The sequence below is a fragment of the Tepidimonas sp. genome (assembly GCF_029335975.1).
Classification (GTDB): Bacteria; Pseudomonadota; Gammaproteobacteria; order Burkholderiales; family Burkholderiaceae_C; genus Tepidimonas.
Genome location: NZ_JARJMT020000112.1, coordinates 1 through 17642, shown reverse-complemented (window position 1 = coordinate 17642; position 17642 = coordinate 1). Strand labels below are relative to the sequence as shown.

Below are 17642 nucleotides of genomic sequence, written 5' to 3'. Positions count from 1 at the left end.
TTGGAAGCACAAGGTGCTGGCGCTGGAGCCGCAGGCCGATCACGTGGTGCTGACCATCGAGACGCCCGACGGCATCTTCAAGACCGAGGCGTCGTGGCTGATCGCCTGCGACGGCGCCAGCAGCGATGCGCGCCGCATGATCGGGGCGGACTTCACCGGCCAGTTTTTCCAGGACCGTTTCTTGATCGCCGATGTGGTGATGAAGGCGGACTTTCCGACCGAGCGCTGGTTCTGGTTCGACCCGCCGTTCCATCGCGGCCAGAGCGTGCTGCTGCACAAGCAATGTGACAACGTCTGGCGCATCGACTTTCAGCTCGGCTGGGATGCCGACCCCAACGAAGAGAAAAAGCCCGAGCGCGTCATTCCGCGCATCCAGGCCATGCTGGGGCCAGATGTGCCGTTCGAGTTGGAGTGGGTGTCGGTATACCAATTCGCGTGCCGGCGCATCGACCGCTTCCGCCACGGGCGGGTGATCTTCGCGGGCGACGCCGCGCACCAGGTCTCGCCGTTTGGTGCGCGCGGGGCCAACAGCGGCGTGCAGGACTGCGACAACCTGAGCTGGAAGCTCAAGGCGGTGCTGGACGGCGACGCGCCCGAGGCCCTGCTGGACACCTACCACGACGAACGCGCCTACGCCGCCGACGACAACTTGCTGAACTCCACGCGCTCCACGGACTTCATCACGCCCAAGAGCCGCACCTCGCTGCGCCTGCGCAATGCGGTGCTGGAGCTGGCGCGTACCGAGCCGTTCGCGCGCCCGCTGGTCAACAGCGGTCGCCTGTCGACGCCGACGCCCTATGTGCACTCGCCGCTCAACACCCCCGATGCACAGACCGCTGAGCCATTCTCTGGCCGCATGACCCCTGGCACCAACTGCGCCGATGCCCCGGTCGAGGTGAATGGCCAGCCCGGCTGGCTGCTCAACCAATTGGGCCGAGGTTTCGTGCTGCTGAGCTTTGGCCCGGCCGAGCCGGTGCGCGTTGGCCGCGTCGAAGCCCAGGTCCTGCAGGTCGGGCGCGACCTGATCGACCGTGCTGGCGTGCTGACCCAGCGCTACGATGGCCGCCCGGGTACGGTCTATCTGATCCGCCCCGACCAGTATGTCGCGGCGCGCTGGCGGCGCTTTGACCGCGCGGCGATCGAGGCTGCGTTGGCCCAGGCGCTGGGCCATGCCCTGGCCTGAGCCGTTTTCCGCGACGCCCCGTTTCTTTCGGAGACCCGCCATGCCCTTGAACCGCCAACCCCACATCGCCGAGCCCGACGCCTTCTACGAAGAACTCATCAATGCCCAGCGCGATTTGGGTGACGAGCAGGCGGAGATGTTCCTCGCCAAGCTCGTGCTCATTTTGGCCAACCACATCGGCGACCGTGCCGTGTTGTCCGAGGCGATCGCGCTGGCGCGCACCAACACCCTTGCCAGTGCGGGCTGAGCGCCTGGACAGCTTTGCCCTATCAGGCGTGCCATCCCGCAACCACCCCTAGCCGCTCATGTCCTTGCTCAACGAAACCCACGACCCCGCCCTGCGCAGTTGGGTGGACAGTGCCAACCGCCCGGGTCACGACTTCCCCATTCAGAACCTGCCATTTGCCAGCTTTCGCCGCCGCGATCGCGGCGAATCCTGGCGCGGCGGGGTGGCGATCGGCGACGCCATCGTCGATCTGGCGGCGCTGCACCGGGCCCACCGCTTCGAGGGGCTGGCCGCCGAGGCGCTGGCCGCGGCTGCGCAGCCGCAGCTCAACGCGCTGATGGCCTTGGGGTCAGCCCACTGGAGCGCGCTGCGGCAGGCCCTGTCGCGGGCGTTGCGCGAGGGCAGCCCCCAGCGCGCCGTGATCGAGCCCTGTCTCGTGCCGCAGGCCGAGGCTGAGTACGGGCTGCCGGCGCGCATCGGTGACTACACCGACTTCTACACCTCGATTCACCACGCCACCAACATCGGTCGCCAGTTCCGGCCCGACAATCCGCTGCTGCCCAACTACAAATGGCTGCCCATCGGCTACCACGGCCGCAGCTCCAGCATCGGGGTGTCGCCGCAGGCCTTTCACCGTCCGTGCGGACAGGTCAAGGCACCGGACGCCGAGGCGCCCAGCTTCGCGCCCAGCCGACGGCTGGACATCGAGCTGGAGCTGGGCGTCTTCGTCGGTCCCGGCAACGCCCTGGGCGAGCCCATCCCGGTGTCGCAGGCCGAGGCACAGGTGTTTGGCATCGTGCTGCTCAACGACTGGTCTGCGCGTGACATTCAGGCCTGGGAGTACCAGCCGCTCGGGCCTTTCCTGGCCAAGAACTTCGCCACCACGATTTCGCCCTGGGTCGTGACGCTGGAGGCGCTGGCGCCGTACCGCGTCCCCCTCGAGCGGCCAGCCACCGACCCCCAGCCGCTGCCGTATCTGGACGATCCGGCCAACCGCGCGCAGGGGGCGTTCGACATCCGTCTGTCGATCGGCTGGCAGACGCCCCGCATGCGCGAGCTGGGCATGGCCGACCATAGGGTGGCGCAAACCAGCTACCGCCATGCCTATTGGACGGTGGCGCAGATGGTGGCTCACCACACCGTCAATGGCTGCAATCTGCAGCCTGGGGATTTGCTGGGCACTGGCACCCTCTCTGGCCCGACGCTCGACCAGGCCGCGGCCTTCATCGAGCTCACGCTCGGTGGCAAACAGCCGCTGAGCCTGCCCAGTGGCGAGCAGCGCAGCTTTTTGGAGGACGGCGACACGGTCGTGCTGCGCGGCTGGTGCGAGGCGCCGGGAGCGGCGCGCATCGGCTTTGGCGAGTGTCGCGGCACGGTGCTGCCCGCCCGCAGTCGGCCGGTCGATGGTGCCGAGTAACGTTTGCGCCCAGTAAACTGTCGCGCCTTTGGCGCATGCAAGACCCCTTGCCTTGCGCACCTCTCTTTCGGTTGGCGGCCTCTGTGCGGGGCACCTTCGCAGACGAAAACATGAAGATGACGGGTTCGATTTTTCGGCTTGCGCGCGGCTCGGCCATGCTCGGCGGCTTGCTGCTGTGCGCCATCACACTCATGATTGTGGTCAGCATAGTAGGCCGGGCACTGTCTGGCGTGGGGCTAGCACCGGTGCCGGGTGATTTCGAGCTGGTGGAGATCGGCACCGGGGTGGCGGTGTTTTGGTTCCTGCCATGGACCTACCTGCGCGGCGGGCACGCCACCGTAGACCTGCTCTACAACCGCCTGCCCGCCCCGCTGCGGAAAACCATCTTGCTGGTCGGCGATGGGTTGATGCTGGCTTTGTGGCTGGTGCTGACCTGGAAGCTCTGGGACGGGATGCTCGAAAAGCGTGAGTATCTGGAGACCACCTTCATCCTGCAAATGCCGCTGTGGTGGGCCTATGCTGCGGCTTTTGTCGGTGCGGTCATCGGCTGTTTGGTGTACCTCACCCAGACAGCGATCCATCTTGGACTGGCGCGCCATCCCGAGGGTTGGCCGGTCGAATCCGCTGGGGTGCACTGAGATGGCCGGAATCGAACTCGCCGCGTGGTCGTTTCCGGTCCTGCTGGCGCTGATCTTCATTCGCATACCCATCGGGCTGGCCATGGCCGTGTGCGGTCTGGTCGGGGCATACCTGGTGTACGGCACGCCCATGCCGCTGCTCAATCAGCTCAAGCAGGTAACGTTCACCACTTTTTCCAATTACAACCTGTCGGTCATTCCGCTGTTTCTGCTGATGGGGCAGTTTGCCGCGCTGGGGGGGCTATCGCGGTCGCTGTTCAAGGCGGCGCAGGCCTGGGTCGGCCACTACAAGGGCGGCATAGCCATGGCTGCCGTCGGGGCCTGTGCGGGTTTTGGGGCCATTTGCGGCTCCTCGCTGGCCACGGCGGCCACCATGGGGCAGGTGGCGCTGCCCGAGCTGCGCCGCGCGGGCTACTCCGGCGGTCTGGCCACGGCGTGTCTGGCTGCGGGCGGCACGCTCGGCATCCTCATTCCCCCTTCGGTGGTGCTGGTCATCTACGCCATCCTCACCGAGCAAAACATCGCCAAGCTGTTCCTCGCGGCGTTCGTGCCGGGCATTCTGGCCGCCATGGGCTACCTCATCGTGATTTCGATTTATGTGCGCCTCAAGCCCGACAGCGCTGGGCGCGTGGCACCCGTGCCCATGGCCGAGCGCTGGAAGGCCCTGAGCAGCACCTGGCCAGTGATCGTCATCTTCCTATCCGTCGTGGGCGGGATTTACAGCGGCCTTTTTACCCCGACGGAGGGGGCCGCCGTCGGCGCCTTTGGCACCGGCTTGGCGGCGTGGCTGGCCGGCGGGCTCAATGCCAAGACGCTGCGCGAGGCCATCTACGCTACCGCCGTGGCCACAGGCATGATTTTCATGATCGTGCTGGGTGCGGGGCTGTACAACACCTTTTTGGCATTGTCCCAACTGCCACAGGAGTTGGCCCAATGGGTGATAGGCCAAGGCCTGAGCCCTTGGCTGGTGCTCACCCTGATCCTCGTGGTTTATCTGCTGCTAGGCTGCGTCATGGATTCGCTGTCCATGATTTTGCTCACCATCCCGATCTTCTTTCCGATGGTCATGGGCTTGGACTTCGGCCTGACGCCGGAGGAGACCGCCATCTGGTTTGGCATCCTGGTGCTGATCGTGGTGGAAGTCGGCCTGATCACCCCGCCGGTGGGGATGAACCTGTTCGTCATCAACAACCTGGCCCGCGGGTTGCCGATCGTGCAGACCTACCGCGGGGTCACGCCGTTCGTGATCAGCGATCTGGTGCGCACAGCCATCCTGGTGGCCTTCCCCAGCATCACCCTGTTCGTGCTGCGGCTCGCGTCCTGAGCCAGGCGCGGCAGTGGGATCGGCGGTGGGCTAGGTCCGCCCGCTTGGCGCTGCCAGCCGCCGTTGTCCCCTGATGGGGGCGGCCAGCGCCGGCGCCGGGCCGCGGCTCGTCTCGGTGGCGGCCTCCGCTGTCGCACCAAGCTCAAACACCGACACCGCCTGCTTCAGCCGTTGCGCCTGCCCGCGCAGCGCCTCGGCTGAAGCAGCCGACTGTTCGACCAGCGCTGCATTTTGCTGGGTACTCTGGTCGAGCTGGCCCATCGCGGTATTTACCTGGCCGATGCCCTCGCGCCCGCCGCGGGACAGGCTTTCGGCCAGCGCGGCCACTTCGGCGTTGTCGCGCACCTGGCGCGCCAGCCAAAAGATCAAGATCACTTCGAAACCGGTCGGCACGACGACGTACACGGCGTGCAGGAGGATGTCCGGGATGTTCGGCTCGCTCAGGCGGTACAGGCCCCAGCCGGCCGCCTGCAGGCGGTCGAACGCCATGTGGTGCACCGCGAACAGCTCAGCCGACTGGTCAGCGTGCCACGCAGCGCCGCAAAGCCAATTGCCCCCGGCAACGACAGGCCGACCAGCCACGCCAACTCCGCCTCTAGGCTCAGGCCAGGGCGCTGCATCAGCAGCAGGGTTGGCACTGAGGCGATGGCATACAGCGCCAATGCGACGAGCATGGCCAGGTCACCCTGGCGGTAAATGGGCAACAACGGGTCGTGCGGGTTGGCGGCAGTCACCAAAATTCTCCTGGGATCGAACGAAGAGAAGCCTGGCGATTACGGTCGCCATCAACGACGTCTTTTTGAAAGTATGCCATGGTCATCCGTTTTTGATTTCGGGGTGGACCCGATCAGGTCTGGGTATCGCTCGCAGGGTTTTGGGGTGCGACGCGAGGACAGCGAATCAGGAAGGTCGTGCCGTGTCCCGCAGCGCTCGTCAAATCGATACGACCGCCGAGCAGGCCGGTGACCAAGTTATGCACGATGTGCAGCCCTAGTCCACTCCCGCCATGGCCCAAGCGGGTAGTGAAAAACGGGTCAAAGGCACGCGCCTGTACCTCGACTGCCATACCGCGGCCATCATCGGCGACCATCAGAGTCACCCACGTGTCGTCGGCTGTGGCCTTCACTCCAATGGTGCCCTGGTCGCGGCCTTCGAAGCCATGCAAGATCGCGTTCTGGATCAAGTTGGTCAGGACTTGTCCCAAAGGGCCGGGATAGCTGTCGAGCGTGATGCCGGAGGGAATGTCGATGTCGAGTCGGTACGGGGTGCGCTTCAGGGTGGGCTGCAGGGTCAGAGCGAGTTCCGCAACCAGCTCCCGCAGATCGAAGGTGCGCCGTTGGGTACTAGTCTGATCGACGGCCACCTGCTTGAAACTGCGCAGCAATTCCGAGGCGCGATGCAAGTTGCGTTCGGCGATGTCCTCGGCGGTATCAATTTGTTCCAACAATCGCGCCACGTCCGAGCGCCGCACGCCAGAATCCAGTCGCTGTGCAAAGTCCGTGACACTTTGGCGCAGCGTAGAGACAGCCATCAGGGCGTTGCCAATGGGTGTGTTGAGCTCGTGGGCGACCCCGGCCACCAGACTGCCCAGCGCGGCCAGCTTGTCAGCCTGTACGAGTTGGGCTTGCGCCAGGCGCAGCTCATTCAGCGCACGCTGCAGCCGCTCATTGGCCTCTGTCAGGCTGCGAGTACGGTGATGGATCTTTTCCTCCAGACTGGCGTTGAGGACGCGCAGCTCCTCTTCCAGCCGCTTGAGTTCGGTGATGTCGATATTCATGCACACGAACAGCGGTTCATCCACTGTCGGGCCAGGGATCGGGAATGTCGTTGAGTAGATCCAGCGCCGCTCGCCGCGACTGGTCCGAATCTCCCCTTCGAAGGGACCGAAAGCCCCCCCCGATCGCGCCAGGCGTTCGAGCAGGGCTTCGAATTGCGCCTGCTGCTGTGGGGAATAGTACAGATCCGCCGGCCGGCGCCCCAACGCTTGGTCGCGGGTAAAGCCCAGGATTTTTTCACTCGCTGGGTTCCATTCGAGGATGCGGGTCTGGCGGTCGTACACCTGAATCGCCACCGTGGGGCCGAGCTCCACGATGGAGCGCAGCTGCTGCTCCCGTTGCCGGATCTGACGCCCCATGTCTGCCAGCCCCTGCTCGAGCCGCGCCAGCTCCTCAATACGGCTGTTCGGCAGCGGCTGGGAGTAGTCACCGCGCGCTACGGCCTCGGCGAAACGGATGCTGGCGCGCAGGCGGCGTTGCACCCACGCCGAACTGATCGATACGCTCCCCAAAGCGGTCAGCGCGGCCAGACCCGCCACCACGGTTGACACCCAGAGCGTGCTGCGTATCGCGCTCTCGGCCATCTCCAGTGGATAGCCGACGAATACCACCCATCCGAGCCGCGGCAACTGCAGCGCATATCCTTCGAGACGCAAGCCCGCCACATCCAGCCGTCCCTGTGCGCTGCCATTGAGGCGGGCGTCGAACAAAACAGGTAGGTGTCCCAGGTTGCGGCGATACAGCCGGTCGCTCGGGTCGGGCGAGCGGATGACCTCGCCAGTGCGGTCGACGATCACCAGGTGTACACCTTCCAACGCCTGCAGGCCCAGCGCCGAGTCACCCAGGCGGTCCACCGAGAGTTCGGCTAGCCAGAAACCGTCCTCGGCGCGCACGGCTACAGCCACCACCGGCTCGGCGACCACCGGTGACAGGTATTGATCGCTCCAGGCCAGATCGCCGTGCTGGGTGACCGCTCCCAGAACCGGCAGATTACCGAGGTCATAGCTGCGCAAATCGGGCCGCGTCCGGTCCACGGTGGTGACGCCCCGACGGATGCGACCGTCCAGCGCAATGTCGTACAAGCCCAAGAACGCCGCCTCGTTGGCGACGGCTTGCAGCTCTAGCGGGCTAGCGGGGGTGGCGGCCGATCGCGCCCCGACAGCCAGGTGGGCCACGAAGCGAAGGGTGCGCTCGGCCAGCTCGAGATCGGTCTGCACCCGCAGCAGCGCCAGTCCGGCGGCGCGGCGTTGCTCCTGCGCTTGCTGCTCGCGCACTTGGGGCAGCCGCCAGTTCACCATCAGTACCGCAAGTGCAGCGATGGCGACCGCGATCACCAGCGCGAACTGCACGATCAGCACCAGTCGCAGCGAGACGGTACGGCGGCCGTTCATATACGCAGGGTAATGAAGCGTTGCCGACGCACTTGGGTGACGTACAGCAGACGATCACAGTCACCGGTGTCATCGAATACGATGGTGTTCTGTACTCCCTCGAAGCGCCGCAAACGAAGCCGCGTGTCTTTGAGCAGCTCTTGCCGGTGCTGCTCCATCGGCGCTTGCAAAACGACGCGGGCGGCGTCATAGGCCGCTGTCTCGGCAAATCCGGGCGTACGGCCAAAACGCGCTTGGAATGATTGTGCAGAGACCTGGTAGGCCGGGGCCTTGCTGTCGTGGTCGAAAAACTGGGTGACCATTGCACCTTCTATGGCCCGACCGCCCCCAAGGATCAGTTGATCGGTGGCAGCCCACTCAGCGGCGATCAGCGCGGGGCGCTTCGGGTGGTGGGCGCTGGCCTGCGCCAGCAAGGCCCCGTTGCGCACGGCCACACCGATGTCGCTGGCGGATCCAGTCAGTCCAGCGACCAGTGCCAAGCGCGGCGGGCGCGAGGCGCCGCAGCCCAGCAAGGCGGGGCCAGCACCCAAGCCCATGAGGCTGCCCGCGGCAGCTCCCAGCCAACGGCGGCGTTCGAACAAAATCGGCCGACTCATGGGTTGGTGCCCGGGAGCGCCCCGCAGGCACGTGCTTCGAGCCAGGCCCGCAACGGCTCGAAGGCCATCGGGCGGGCGATGCCGAAGCCTTGGCCCTCTTGGCAGCCCAGCGCCAGCAGCCGCTGGCGCACGGTCTCGTCTTCGATGCCCTCGGCCAGGACGCGCAGGCCGAGCTTGTGGCCGAGCTGGGCGATCAATTCGGCGACCCGCGCCTCACCGCCTTGTTCCAACCGTCGCACGAAAACGCGGTCGATCTTCAGGCAATCCAGCGGCAGCCGCTCCAGATAAGCCAGCGACGAGTACCCCGTGCCGAAATCGTCGATCGCCACCGATAGGCCTGCGGCACGAAGCCGCTGCAAAACACTCTGTACGACGTCTTCGCCCAGCATCGCCACCGATTCGGTGATCTCCAATTCCAATCGCTGCGAGGGCAGACCCAGCCGTTCCAATGTCGAGAGCACCCGATCGGCAAATGCCGCACCACCGAACTGGATCACGGACACATTGACGGCCACACGCCCCGGGTCGAAGCCCAGGCGCAGCAGGCGCAGCAGATCGTGGCAAGCGGTCTGCAACACCCAGTCGCCCAACGCGTCGATCAGACCAGATCGCTCGGCCACCGGGATGAAGGTATCCGGGGGGATCAGCTGCCCATCGTTGCGCCGCCAGCGCACCAGCGCTTCCATGCCAATCAGGCGGCCGCTGGCCAGCTCGATTTGGGGCTGGTAGACCACGAATAATTGGTTCTCGTTGAACGCGGCGTTCAGGCGTGTGAGCAACTCTGCGCGGTGGCGGGAGCGCACCGCCATATCCCGGTCGAACGCCACCCAACGTCCGCGATGCTGTTGTTTGGCGTGCTTGAGCGCGACCTGGGCGTTGCGCACGGCGTTCACACCCCGGCCCTCGAACAATTCATCGTCGCATGAGCCGATCGAAACCCGTACCCGAAAGGGTTGTCCGTCGACATCGAGCGGTGCGGTCAGCGCGGCGCTCAAATTGGCTGGATCCAATGCTCCCCGCGGGCCATACACCGCGAACGCGTTACCCGCAACCCGGGCCAACAGCACGTCCGAGGGCAGCAGCGTGCGAAGGCGCTGCGCGGCCGACTGCAGCACGCGATCGCCGAACTCATGGCCCATCAGCTCGTTGATGCCGCTGAAGTCGTCGATGTCGATCAGCGCCAGCCGGCGGGGCTGTCGGGCGTCGTGCGTATCGTCGTCGATCCGCTCGATCAGCTGAGTGCGATTGGGTATGCGCAGCAGCCCATCTTCGTAGGCTAAATGACGCAGCCGTTCGATCAACTCCAGGTTGCGCAGACACGCGCGAAGGTTGACGCAAAACACGTCGATCAGCTGCTTTGTCACGGTTTCCAGCGGGCGCCCCGTGTGCAAGTAAGCCGCCAGATCCAACCCCGCCCCGTCACCAGGGATGAAAAGCACCATATCGTCAGGGCCGAAAATCGAGCGGCGCTGGCTCAACGCTGCGCGCAGTCGGTCCATGGCGGGATGGTCGTGGCACGGCTCCACCGGCTGCCCGGTCTGACTGGCGTAGCGACCCGCCCTTGCCAATACCGTCGGCTCGGTTGTCGCGTCCGTGCTTTGTGCGCAGACCAACCCGTCCGGCGCAGTGTTGAGCAGCCGGGCAAGCTGGGCCAGCGCGCCGTCGGCGAGGCGTCGCAGCTCGCCCGCTTCCAACAACGCGGCGGAACCTTCGACGATGTGCTGCAGACCGCGGCGGCTGGCCTCGATGGTACGGATTTGTTCGTACGAGCGAAGCGCCGTCGTCAAGGTGGTCAGAAGGCGATGGCGCGTGACCTCGCCCTTGGACTGGTAGTCGTTGATGTCGTAACGCTGCAGCGTCTCGTGCTCGGGCTCATGACCAGGTTGGCCGGTGTGCAACACGATGCGCGTCGTAGTCATGCCGAGGTCGTGCCGGATGTGTTGCACTAACCCGAGCCCGGCGTCGGGCGTTTCCATGACGACGTCTAGCAGGATCACGGCCAGATCGCGGTCGTGGGCCAACAGCGTGCGCGCTTGCTGGGCCGAATGGGCATGCAGCAGTTCGATTGGACGTCCCAACAACCGGGTGTCGGCCAGCGCAAAATCGGTGGCGGCGTGCACATCCTGGTCGTCATCCACAACCAGCACGCGCCAGGCTGACGAATCTCCTGACGCCTCAGGGACGCTCGCTTCAGCGACTGATGGCTCCCACAGCAGCGGATCGTCGTTCGCTTCGGAAATGGGACTCGTGGCGGGCGCAGTCATTACCGTTGGCCTGATCCCAGGCGACGAGCGGAGCAGACCACGCCGCTCCAGCGGCGAGTCGCGCATTTTGATCCCACGACGCCTAGTATTGTTAGATCGGGTCGGGTCGTGATGCTTGGCCGCGACCGGCACTGTCAAAGCACAGACTCGACGCTGTGCTATTTCTACCACACTCCGATGTCGCGCTCGTGTCGTCATTCTGGTCGCCGAGACGCTCGGGTCATTTCGCTTGCGATCCGAGGGCGGCCGGCCCAGGGGGTGATGACCGACTATCATTGGGCCCGCGTCGGCGGACCTGGTCGCTCAGTCACAGGCTGTTGGTCATCGTTATCTATCGATAAAAGAGATTTCTCAGAGGACGTTTATGGGTCTGCGATTTCAAAAGACACCGGTTTGGTCTGTTGGCACCAAACTGTGGCTGGGCGTAGCGGCGGTCGTAGCGGGATTGGCAGTCGCCGTTGCGATGGCGGCGCTCACGTCGAGTCGACTGACCCGGGATTCGGAGGCCGCGTTGTCCTCGATGAGAGAAAAAGTGCAGCTCGCCGCCCGCTGGGCCGCGCTGACCGAAACCAACGTCACGCGGGTCCAAGCCGTGTTCGTCTCGGGCAGCTCCGCTCTGGAGGCGCTCTACAAAGAGCCGATCGCCGAAGGGGTGCGACAAATCTCGGAGCTACAAAAGCGTTTGGAGGCCATGTCGTTGACCGAGCCCGAGCGAGCGCTGATGACGCGGATCGCGCAACAACGCCAGGCCGTGCTCGATTCCCTGGCCAAGGCTGAGCAACTCAAGGCGCAGGGTCAGCTGGATGCGGCTTTGCAAGAGATCGAGCAACGGTTCAACCCCGGGGTGCAGCCGTATGTGGCCAGCCTGCACGCGTTCGCCGAACTCCAGGCCGAGTTGTTGCAGCAGTCCCAAGCCGTCTTCGCGCAGCGGCGCGTGCACAATGTCATGACGGCCTCCTCGCTAGTGGCCGTGCTGGTGTTGGGCATCGTTTTGGGTGCGGCCGTGTTGATTCGCAGCATCCGGCAGCCGCTGCATCAGGCAGTCGCGTTCGCGCAGCGCATTGCCGACGGGGATTTGACGGCCCAGCTGGCCAGTTCGCGTGGTGATGAATTCGGACAAATGATTACCGCCCTCAACGCCATGCGCGAGCAGCTCGTACAGGTGGTAGCGGATGTGCGCCAGGGAACCGACAACATCACGGTGGCAGCCCACGAAATCGCTGCGGGCAACCAGGATCTGAGCCGACGCACCGAACAAGCCGCCAGCAACCTAGAGCAGACCGCAGCCAGCATGGAGGAAATGGCCGAAGGCATCCGCCACTCGGCCCAGGCTGCGCAATCGGCCAACGAGCTGGCCACGGCGGCCGGGCGCAGCGCCGAGCTGGGCCGCGATGTGGTCAGCGGTGTCGTGCATACCATGACCGAGATTCAACAGGCCTCGCAGAAGATCGGTGACATCATCGCCGTCATCGACAGCATCGCGTTCCAGACCAATATTCTGGCGCTCAACGCGGCGGTGGAGGCGGCCCGTGCCGGCGAGGCGGGCCGTGGCTTTGCGGTGGTGGCGAGCGAGGTGAGGGCTTTGGCCCAGCGCAGCGCACAGGCTGCCCGAGAGATCAAAGACCTGATCCAAAACAGCGTCGAACGCGTTGGCGCTGGGGTGGAGGCCGTCCACCGCGCCGGCGATGTAATGCAAGCCATCGTGGAGCAGGTGGTGCGGGTGCGTGACATCATCCAGTCGATGTCATCGGCCGCGACCGAGCAGGCCGAAGAGGTCGTCCAGATCAACGCGGCTTTGGGTCAGCTCGACCAGATGACGCAACAAAACGCGGCGCTGGTGGAGCAAAGCGCTGCCGCCGCCGCGGCCATGAGCGAGCAGGCTCGCCAACTGTCCGAGGTGGTGCGGCGCTTCCGCCTAGACGCTGCCGATCAGGGGCACGCGCATATCCAGCGGCTGCGCGTCGAAGATCTGCATCGCTCAGGTGCGGCGCGCCGCCATGCTTCGTTACTGCCACCAGCCAAGGCCAACCCATGAATATTCAAGATTGGCGTGTTCGCACTCGTATTGCCGTCGGCCTTGGGCTGATTCTGCTCTTGGCGGTCCTCAGTGCGGGCATTACGCTTTGGCAGAACCAACAGATCAAGTACGAAACCAGCGAAGTGGCCAATTCGTGGATCCCGGCACTGGAAAACCTGGGGATCATGAAGGGCACGCTCTCGGATCACTACCGCTTGGTGGCCGATCGCATGGCGCAGCGTGACACCCGGTCATGGGCGGATTTTCGTGCCGCGATCGAGTCGCTCGAACGCCAACTGGCACAGGCCACCGAGGTGTATGCCCAGACACTGGAAACCTACCTTCCCGGCGATCCGCAAGCCGACGAGGAAAAGGCGCTATATGCTGCCTATCGGCAGGCGTACGCTCCGTACCAGGCGGCGGCGCAAGCGGGCTGGTCTGCGCTGGAGACTGCGGGCACGGCCGAGGAACGGAGCAGCCGGGCCCGCCATGTATTCGACAGCGAAACCCCGGCAGCATTCGCCACCGCCCCCGCTGCCATGGAGGCGATTCCTCCGTTCAACCTGCGCGGTACCGCGCAGGCGGCCACCGTGGCCGCAGCGGGGGTGGTGCGCACGGAGCGCCTCATGTTGGCGATCACGGCCGTGGTCGTGCTGGTGGGGGTGGGCCTCATCATCTGGGTGCCCATGACGGTGACCCAACCGGTGGACCAGGCGGTCGCGGTTGCGCGCGCCATTGCGGCGGGTGACCTGACGGTGGATGCCTCGACGCAGCGGCGGGATGAACTCGGTGTGCTGCTGGGCGCGTTGTCCGACATGCGCGACAACCTGCGGACTGTCGTGGGTCAGGTGCGCGACAGTGCGATGGCCGTCGCACACGGGGCTGCGGAGATCGCGCAGGGCAATCAGGACTTGTCCGTCCGGACCGAATCCCAGGCCAGCGCGCTGGAGCAAACCGCCGCCACCATGCAGGAAGTGTCGGGGAACGTCCAGCGCAATGCCCAGGCGTCAGGTGCGGCCGACGCGGTCGCCCAGGAGGCCATGGCCAGAGCGAGGCGCGGGGGCGAGACGGTCGAGCGGGTCGTCGCCACCATGGCCGATATCGAAACGTCGAGCCGCCGCATTGCAGAGATCACCGGTTTGATCGACGGCATTGCCTTTCAGACCAATATCCTGGCCCTCAACGCCGCGGTCGAGGCGACGCGGGCGGGCGAGGCCGGGCGTGGCTTCGCCGTGGTGGCGGCCGAGGTGCGTTTGCTGGCGCAACGCAGCGCGGAGGCGGCGCGGCAGATCAGGGAATTGATCACCGCCAGCGTGGAGCGGGTTTCACAGGGCACGGCGCTCGTGCACGACGCCGGCGTGGCTATCCGGGACATGATCGAGGGCGTCCAGCGCCTGGGCGGGCTGGTGGCGGAGATGAATGCCGCCAGCCGCGATCAGGCGGCCAGCATCGACCAAGTGGGCGCGGCAGTGGGGCAGATCGACCAGGGGACGCAGCAAAACGCCGCCCTGGTCGAGGAAACCGCCGCAGCGGCCGCCAGCCTGCGCCAGCAGGCTGACGAGCTGGTGGCCGCCGTGTCGCGCTTTCGCGTGTCCTGACTTCACAGATTGTCCAGGAAGCTGCGCAGCTTCTCGGATCGGCTCGGGTGCTTGAGCTTGCGGATCGCCTTGGCCTCGATCTGGCGGATGCGCTCGCGCGTCACGTCGAACTGCTTGCCCACCTCCTCCAGCGTGTGGTCGGTGGACATCTCGATGCCGTAGCGCATGCGCAGGACCTTGGCCTCGCGCGGCGTGAGGGTGTCCAAAATCTCTTTGACCACGTCGCGCAGGCCGGCCTGCATCGCGGCCTCCACCGGTGCGACATTCGCCGTGTCCTCGATGAAGTCGCCCAAGTGGCTGTCATCGTCGTCCCCGATGGGGGTCTCCATCGAGATCGGCTCCTTGGCGATCTTCATGATTTTGCGAATCTTGTCCTCCGGCATGTCCATCTTCTCGGCCAGGATGGAGGCGTCGGGCTCGACGCCGAACTCCTGCAGATGCTGGCGGCTGATGCGGTTCATCTTGTTGATGGTCTCGATCATGTGCACCGGGATACGGATGGTGCGCGCCTGGTCGGCGATCGAGCGCGTGATGGCCTGCCGGATCCACCACGTGGCGTAGGTCGAAAACTTGTAGCCGCGGCGGTATTCGAACTTGTCCACCGCCTTCATCAGGCCGATGTTGCCTTCTTGGATCAGGTCGAGGAACTGCAAGCCACGGTTGGTGTACTTCTTGGCGATGGAGATGACCAGGCGCAGGTTGGCCTCGATCATCTCGCGCTTGGCGTCGCGGGAGGTGGCCTCGCCTTCGTTCATGCGTTTGTGGATCGCCTTGAGCTGATCCAGCGGGACCACCACCTGGGTCTGCAGGTCGATCAGGCGCTGTTGTAGCTCCTGAATGGCAGGGATGTTGCGCCCGAGCACGGCGCTCCAGGGTTTGCCGGCGGAGGCCTGCCGCTCCACCCACTGCAGGTTGAGCAGGTTGGGCGGAAACTCGGCGATGAACTTTTCCTGCGGCATGCCGCACTTGTCGACGATGATGCGGCGCAGTTCGCGTTCCACTTTGCGCACCGTATCGACCTGCTGGCGCACCTTGTCGCACAGCGTCTCGATGGCCTTGGCCGTGAAGCGGATCGTCATCAAGGTGTCGGTGATGCGCGCCTGCACGGCCTGGTAGCGTGGCGAGCCCCAGCCGTCTTGTTCGTAGACTTGGCGCAGCTCTTCGAACAGCGTGCGGATGACGTCGAAGCGCTCCAGGGCCTCGCGCTTGAGCTCTTCCATCTTGCGCGTCAGCGCCTTGGATCCCCCCTTGCCATCGTCGTCGTCCTCGTAGTCGTCGAAGTCTTCCTCCGCCACATAGTCGTCGGCCTCGTCGGCATCGGCAAACCCGTCCACGACGGCCGAGATGATCGTCTTGCCCTCGCGGATTTCCTCCGCCATTGAAAGGATGTCGTGGATGATCGCGGGCGACTCGGAAATCGCGGCCATCATCTCGTGCAGACCGCTTTCGATGCGCTTGGCGATCTCGATCTCGCCCTCGCGCGTGAGCAGCTCCACGGTCCCCATTTCGCGCATGTACATGCGCACCGGGTCGGTGGTGCGGCCGAATTCGCTGTCCACGGTGGACAGGGCGGCCTCGGCTTCCTCCTCGGCCTCCTCCTCGGTGGTCACGGCGGTGGGGGCACCGGTCAGCAGCAGGGTTTCGGCGTCGGGCGTCTGCTCGTACACCGCCACCCCCATGTCATTGAGCAGCGAGACGACCACTTCCAGCGTCTCTTGCTCCACCAGCTTGTCGGGCAGGTGGTCGTTGATTTCGCCATGGGTCAGGTAGCCGCGGGTCTTGCCCAGTTTGATGAGCTGCTTGAGCTTTTCGCGGCGCAGCTTGGCTTCTTCCTCGGTCAGTACCGTGTCGTCCAGGCCAAACTCCTTCATCAGGGCGCGTTCTTTGGCCTTGGATAGCTTCATGCGCAGCGGCTTGGCCTTCTCGGCCGGCTCGTCGGCAACGGCCTCGACTTCCTCATCGACCAGGTCTTCATCGAGCTCGGCCAGCTCGGCGTCATCGAACACATCCGCTTCGGCCTTCTTGGTCGATTTGTGGCCGCGCGCGTTACTTGCTTTCGATGCCGCACCGGATTGGGCAGCCTTGGTGGCTCGGGCAGCTTTGGCGTCTTTGGCGGCGGGCGCGCCCGCGGCTTGGCCGGCAGCGGATGCGGGAGGGGATTCGACAGCAGCGTCGGCGCTGGCCTGAGGCGTCACGGCTGCGCCAGCCGCAGAGGCGGCCGCCGCTTTCGCTTGGCTTGTGCGCTTGCGCGCAGGCTTGGCGGGTGCCGACGTGGTTTCGGGGGTTTCGGCGGTGCTGGCAGCGGTTTTCTTGGAACGGGTGCTCACGGCAAACGCTTTCTGCCCAGTTCTGGCCGGGCCTGACAGATACGGACGAGTGGAATACGACCGGCGGGGACGGCACCGCCTGCGCGAGGGGATCCGGGTGGCGACACGCCCGCGCCCGGGCACGCAGACCAAGACGTCCACACCCAGCCACGCCCAAATGGGGATGACCGGCCGGTTTCGCAAGCGGGGTGGGCGAACATTTGGTGTGCAGTCCTTGCGGGGCGGGCGTCTCATGCGCCCTGGCCAACGGGGTGTCGTCCCGTGCGTGTCAACGGCGGCTGGCCCGTGGCGCCTGCCTCATCCGCTCAACCATATGGCCCTGTCCGGAGGTGCTGCTGTCGCACTTGCGAATCTTGGGATTATACCAAATCGAAACCTTGTTGCAAAAAAGTGCGCTCCGCCAACACCTCACGGTAGCGCACCAGTGCATCGGGATCGGAGCCGGCGCGGGCGAGCAACTCGGTCTCGAGCTGCTTGAGTGATTCGATGCGTATGCGGCGCAACAGCTCGCGCAGCTCGCGCTGCAGTTCGGCGGCATCGCGCGGACTGTCGCTGGTTGTGCCGTTGTCCAGCCGCTGCAGCCCGATGCCGCTGTCGTGCAGTGCCACGGCCAGCGCCTCGAACGGCTGGCCGCGCAGCCCTTCGCGCAGCGCAGCCCAGGGCTGTGGCCCTTGTTCGAGCCACTGCGCCTCCAGCCAGGCGAACAGCGCCCCGTGGGGTGGCGGCTGCTGTGCCAGCAGGGCGTGGTCGTCGGCGGTCAGCCAGTCCCAGGCCTCGGGCGTGGTCAGTACGATGCGTGCCACGCGGTCGCTGCGGCCAAGCAGCCCGCGTGCGGCGCGGCGCGCCTGCAGTGTTGCGGGGTCGGGCCGTGCGGGCCAACGCGCAC

Annotated in this window: 13 protein-coding genes and 1 pseudogene; 7 read left to right on the top strand and 7 right to left on the bottom strand. The window is 65.5% G+C overall.

Annotated features, from left to right (window positions below; genetic code table 11):
* The 5 genes from P3W97_RS06235 to P3W97_RS06215 form a co-directional block, all read left to right on the top strand.
* Positions 1-1183, top strand: a 1183-nt coding sequence (locus P3W97_RS06235) for an FAD-dependent monooxygenase (RefSeq protein WP_300844849.1), incomplete at its 5' end; no start/stop codon positions are given.
* 40 nt (positions 1184-1223) lie between these two features.
* A complete protein-coding gene (locus P3W97_RS06230) occupies positions 1224-1430 on the top strand; it encodes a DUF2783 domain-containing protein (RefSeq protein WP_300844847.1) in 207 nt (68 codons plus the stop codon).
* Between the two features lie 58 nt (positions 1431-1488).
* The gene (gene fahA, locus P3W97_RS06225; protein WP_300844845.1) at positions 1489-2826 is read left to right on the top strand and encodes a fumarylacetoacetase; all 1338 of its coding nucleotides are present in this window, start codon (positions 1489-1491) and stop codon (positions 2824-2826) included.
* Between the two features lie 116 nt (positions 2827-2942).
* Positions 2943-3464 (top strand): TRAP transporter small permease, encoded by a 522-nt coding sequence (locus P3W97_RS06220; protein WP_300844844.1) that lies wholly within the window; start codon positions 2943-2945, stop codon positions 3462-3464.
* Position 3465: 1 nt separating this feature from the next.
* Positions 3466-4788 (top strand): TRAP transporter large permease, encoded by a 1323-nt coding sequence (locus P3W97_RS06215; RefSeq protein ID WP_300844842.1) that lies wholly within the window; start codon positions 3466-3468, stop codon positions 4786-4788.
* Between the two features lie 30 nt (positions 4789-4818).
* Here the strand turns inward: P3W97_RS06215 and P3W97_RS06210 are convergent, their stop codons facing one another.
* From P3W97_RS06210 to P3W97_RS06190, 5 genes are all read right to left on the bottom strand, one after another.
* Positions 4819-5277, bottom strand: coding sequence for a hypothetical protein (locus tag P3W97_RS06210; protein WP_300844840.1), 459 nt, complete (start codon positions 5275-5277; stop codon positions 4819-4821).
* Positions 5229-5522 carry a hypothetical protein gene (locus tag P3W97_RS06205; RefSeq protein WP_300844838.1) on the bottom strand — a complete coding sequence of 98 codons (294 nt, stop codon included), beginning with the start codon at positions 5520-5522 and terminating at the stop codon, positions 5229-5231. The genes P3W97_RS06210 and P3W97_RS06205 overlap by 49 nt, the downstream gene beginning before the upstream one ends.
* A 113-nt stretch (positions 5523-5635) precedes the next feature.
* Positions 5636-7954: a PAS domain-containing sensor histidine kinase gene (locus P3W97_RS06200; RefSeq protein WP_300844835.1), complete on the bottom strand. Its 2319-nt coding sequence runs from the start codon at positions 7952-7954 to the stop codon at positions 5636-5638.
* Complete coding sequence (locus P3W97_RS06195; protein ID WP_300844833.1) at positions 7951-8550, bottom strand: hypothetical protein; 600 nt, start codon at positions 8548-8550, stop codon at positions 7951-7953. Before P3W97_RS06195 ends, P3W97_RS06200 begins: the two co-directional genes overlap by 4 nt.
* Positions 8547-10697: an EAL domain-containing protein gene (locus tag P3W97_RS06190; protein WP_300844830.1), complete on the bottom strand. Its 2151-nt coding sequence runs from the start codon at positions 10695-10697 to the stop codon at positions 8547-8549. The genes P3W97_RS06195 and P3W97_RS06190 overlap by 4 nt, the downstream gene beginning before the upstream one ends.
* Positions 10698-11178: 481 nt before the next feature.
* On the opposite strand from P3W97_RS06190, the gene P3W97_RS06185 reads away from it, so the two are divergent.
* Positions 11179-12849, top strand: a complete 1671-nt coding sequence (locus tag P3W97_RS06185) for a methyl-accepting chemotaxis protein (RefSeq protein ID WP_300844828.1) — start codon at positions 11179-11181, stop codon at positions 12847-12849.
* Entirely contained in the window at positions 12846-14429 is a 1584-nt protein-coding gene (locus P3W97_RS06180) for a methyl-accepting chemotaxis protein (RefSeq protein WP_300844827.1), read from the top strand. Before P3W97_RS06185 ends, P3W97_RS06180 begins: the two co-directional genes overlap by 4 nt.
* 2 nt (positions 14430-14431) lie before the next feature.
* Here P3W97_RS06180 and rpoD read toward each other — a convergent pair whose 3' ends face one another.
* Together rpoD and P3W97_RS06170 are read right to left on the bottom strand one after the other, a co-directional pair.
* Entirely contained in the window at positions 14432-16756 is a 2325-nt protein-coding gene (gene rpoD, locus P3W97_RS06175; RefSeq protein ID WP_300844825.1) for an RNA polymerase sigma factor RpoD, read from the bottom strand.
* 359 nt (positions 16757-17115) lie between these two features.
* Positions 17116-17642: pseudogene (locus tag P3W97_RS06170) on the bottom strand (DNA primase); the annotation flags it as partial.

Excerpts from the sequence above, each read along its gene's own strand:
- P3W97_RS06230 (WP_300844847.1), top strand. The coding sequence starts at position 1,224 with ATGCCCTTGAACCGCCAACCCCACATCGCCGAGCCCGACGCCTTCTAC.
- fahA (WP_300844845.1), top strand. The coding sequence starts at position 1,489 with ATGTCCTTGCTCAACGAAACCCACGACCCCGCCCTGCGCAGTTGGGTG.
- P3W97_RS06220 (WP_300844844.1), top strand. The coding sequence starts at position 2,943 with ATGACGGGTTCGATTTTTCGGCTTGCGCGCGGCTCGGCCATGCTCGGC.
- P3W97_RS06215 (WP_300844842.1), top strand. The coding sequence starts at position 3,466 with ATGGCCGGAATCGAACTCGCCGCGTGGTCGTTTCCGGTCCTGCTGGCG.
- P3W97_RS06210 (WP_300844840.1), bottom strand. The coding sequence starts at position 5,277 with ATGGCGTTCGACCGCCTGCAGGCGGCCGGCTGGGGCCTGTACCGCCTG.
- P3W97_RS06200 (WP_300844835.1), bottom strand. The coding sequence starts at position 7,954 with ATGAACGGCCGCCGTACCGTCTCGCTGCGACTGGTGCTGATCGTGCAG.
- P3W97_RS06195 (WP_300844833.1), bottom strand. The coding sequence starts at position 8,550 with ATGAGTCGGCCGATTTTGTTCGAACGCCGCCGTTGGCTGGGAGCTGCC.
- P3W97_RS06185 (WP_300844828.1), top strand. The coding sequence starts at position 11,179 with ATGGGTCTGCGATTTCAAAAGACACCGGTTTGGTCTGTTGGCACCAAA.
- P3W97_RS06180 (WP_300844827.1), top strand. The coding sequence starts at position 12,846 with ATGAATATTCAAGATTGGCGTGTTCGCACTCGTATTGCCGTCGGCCTT.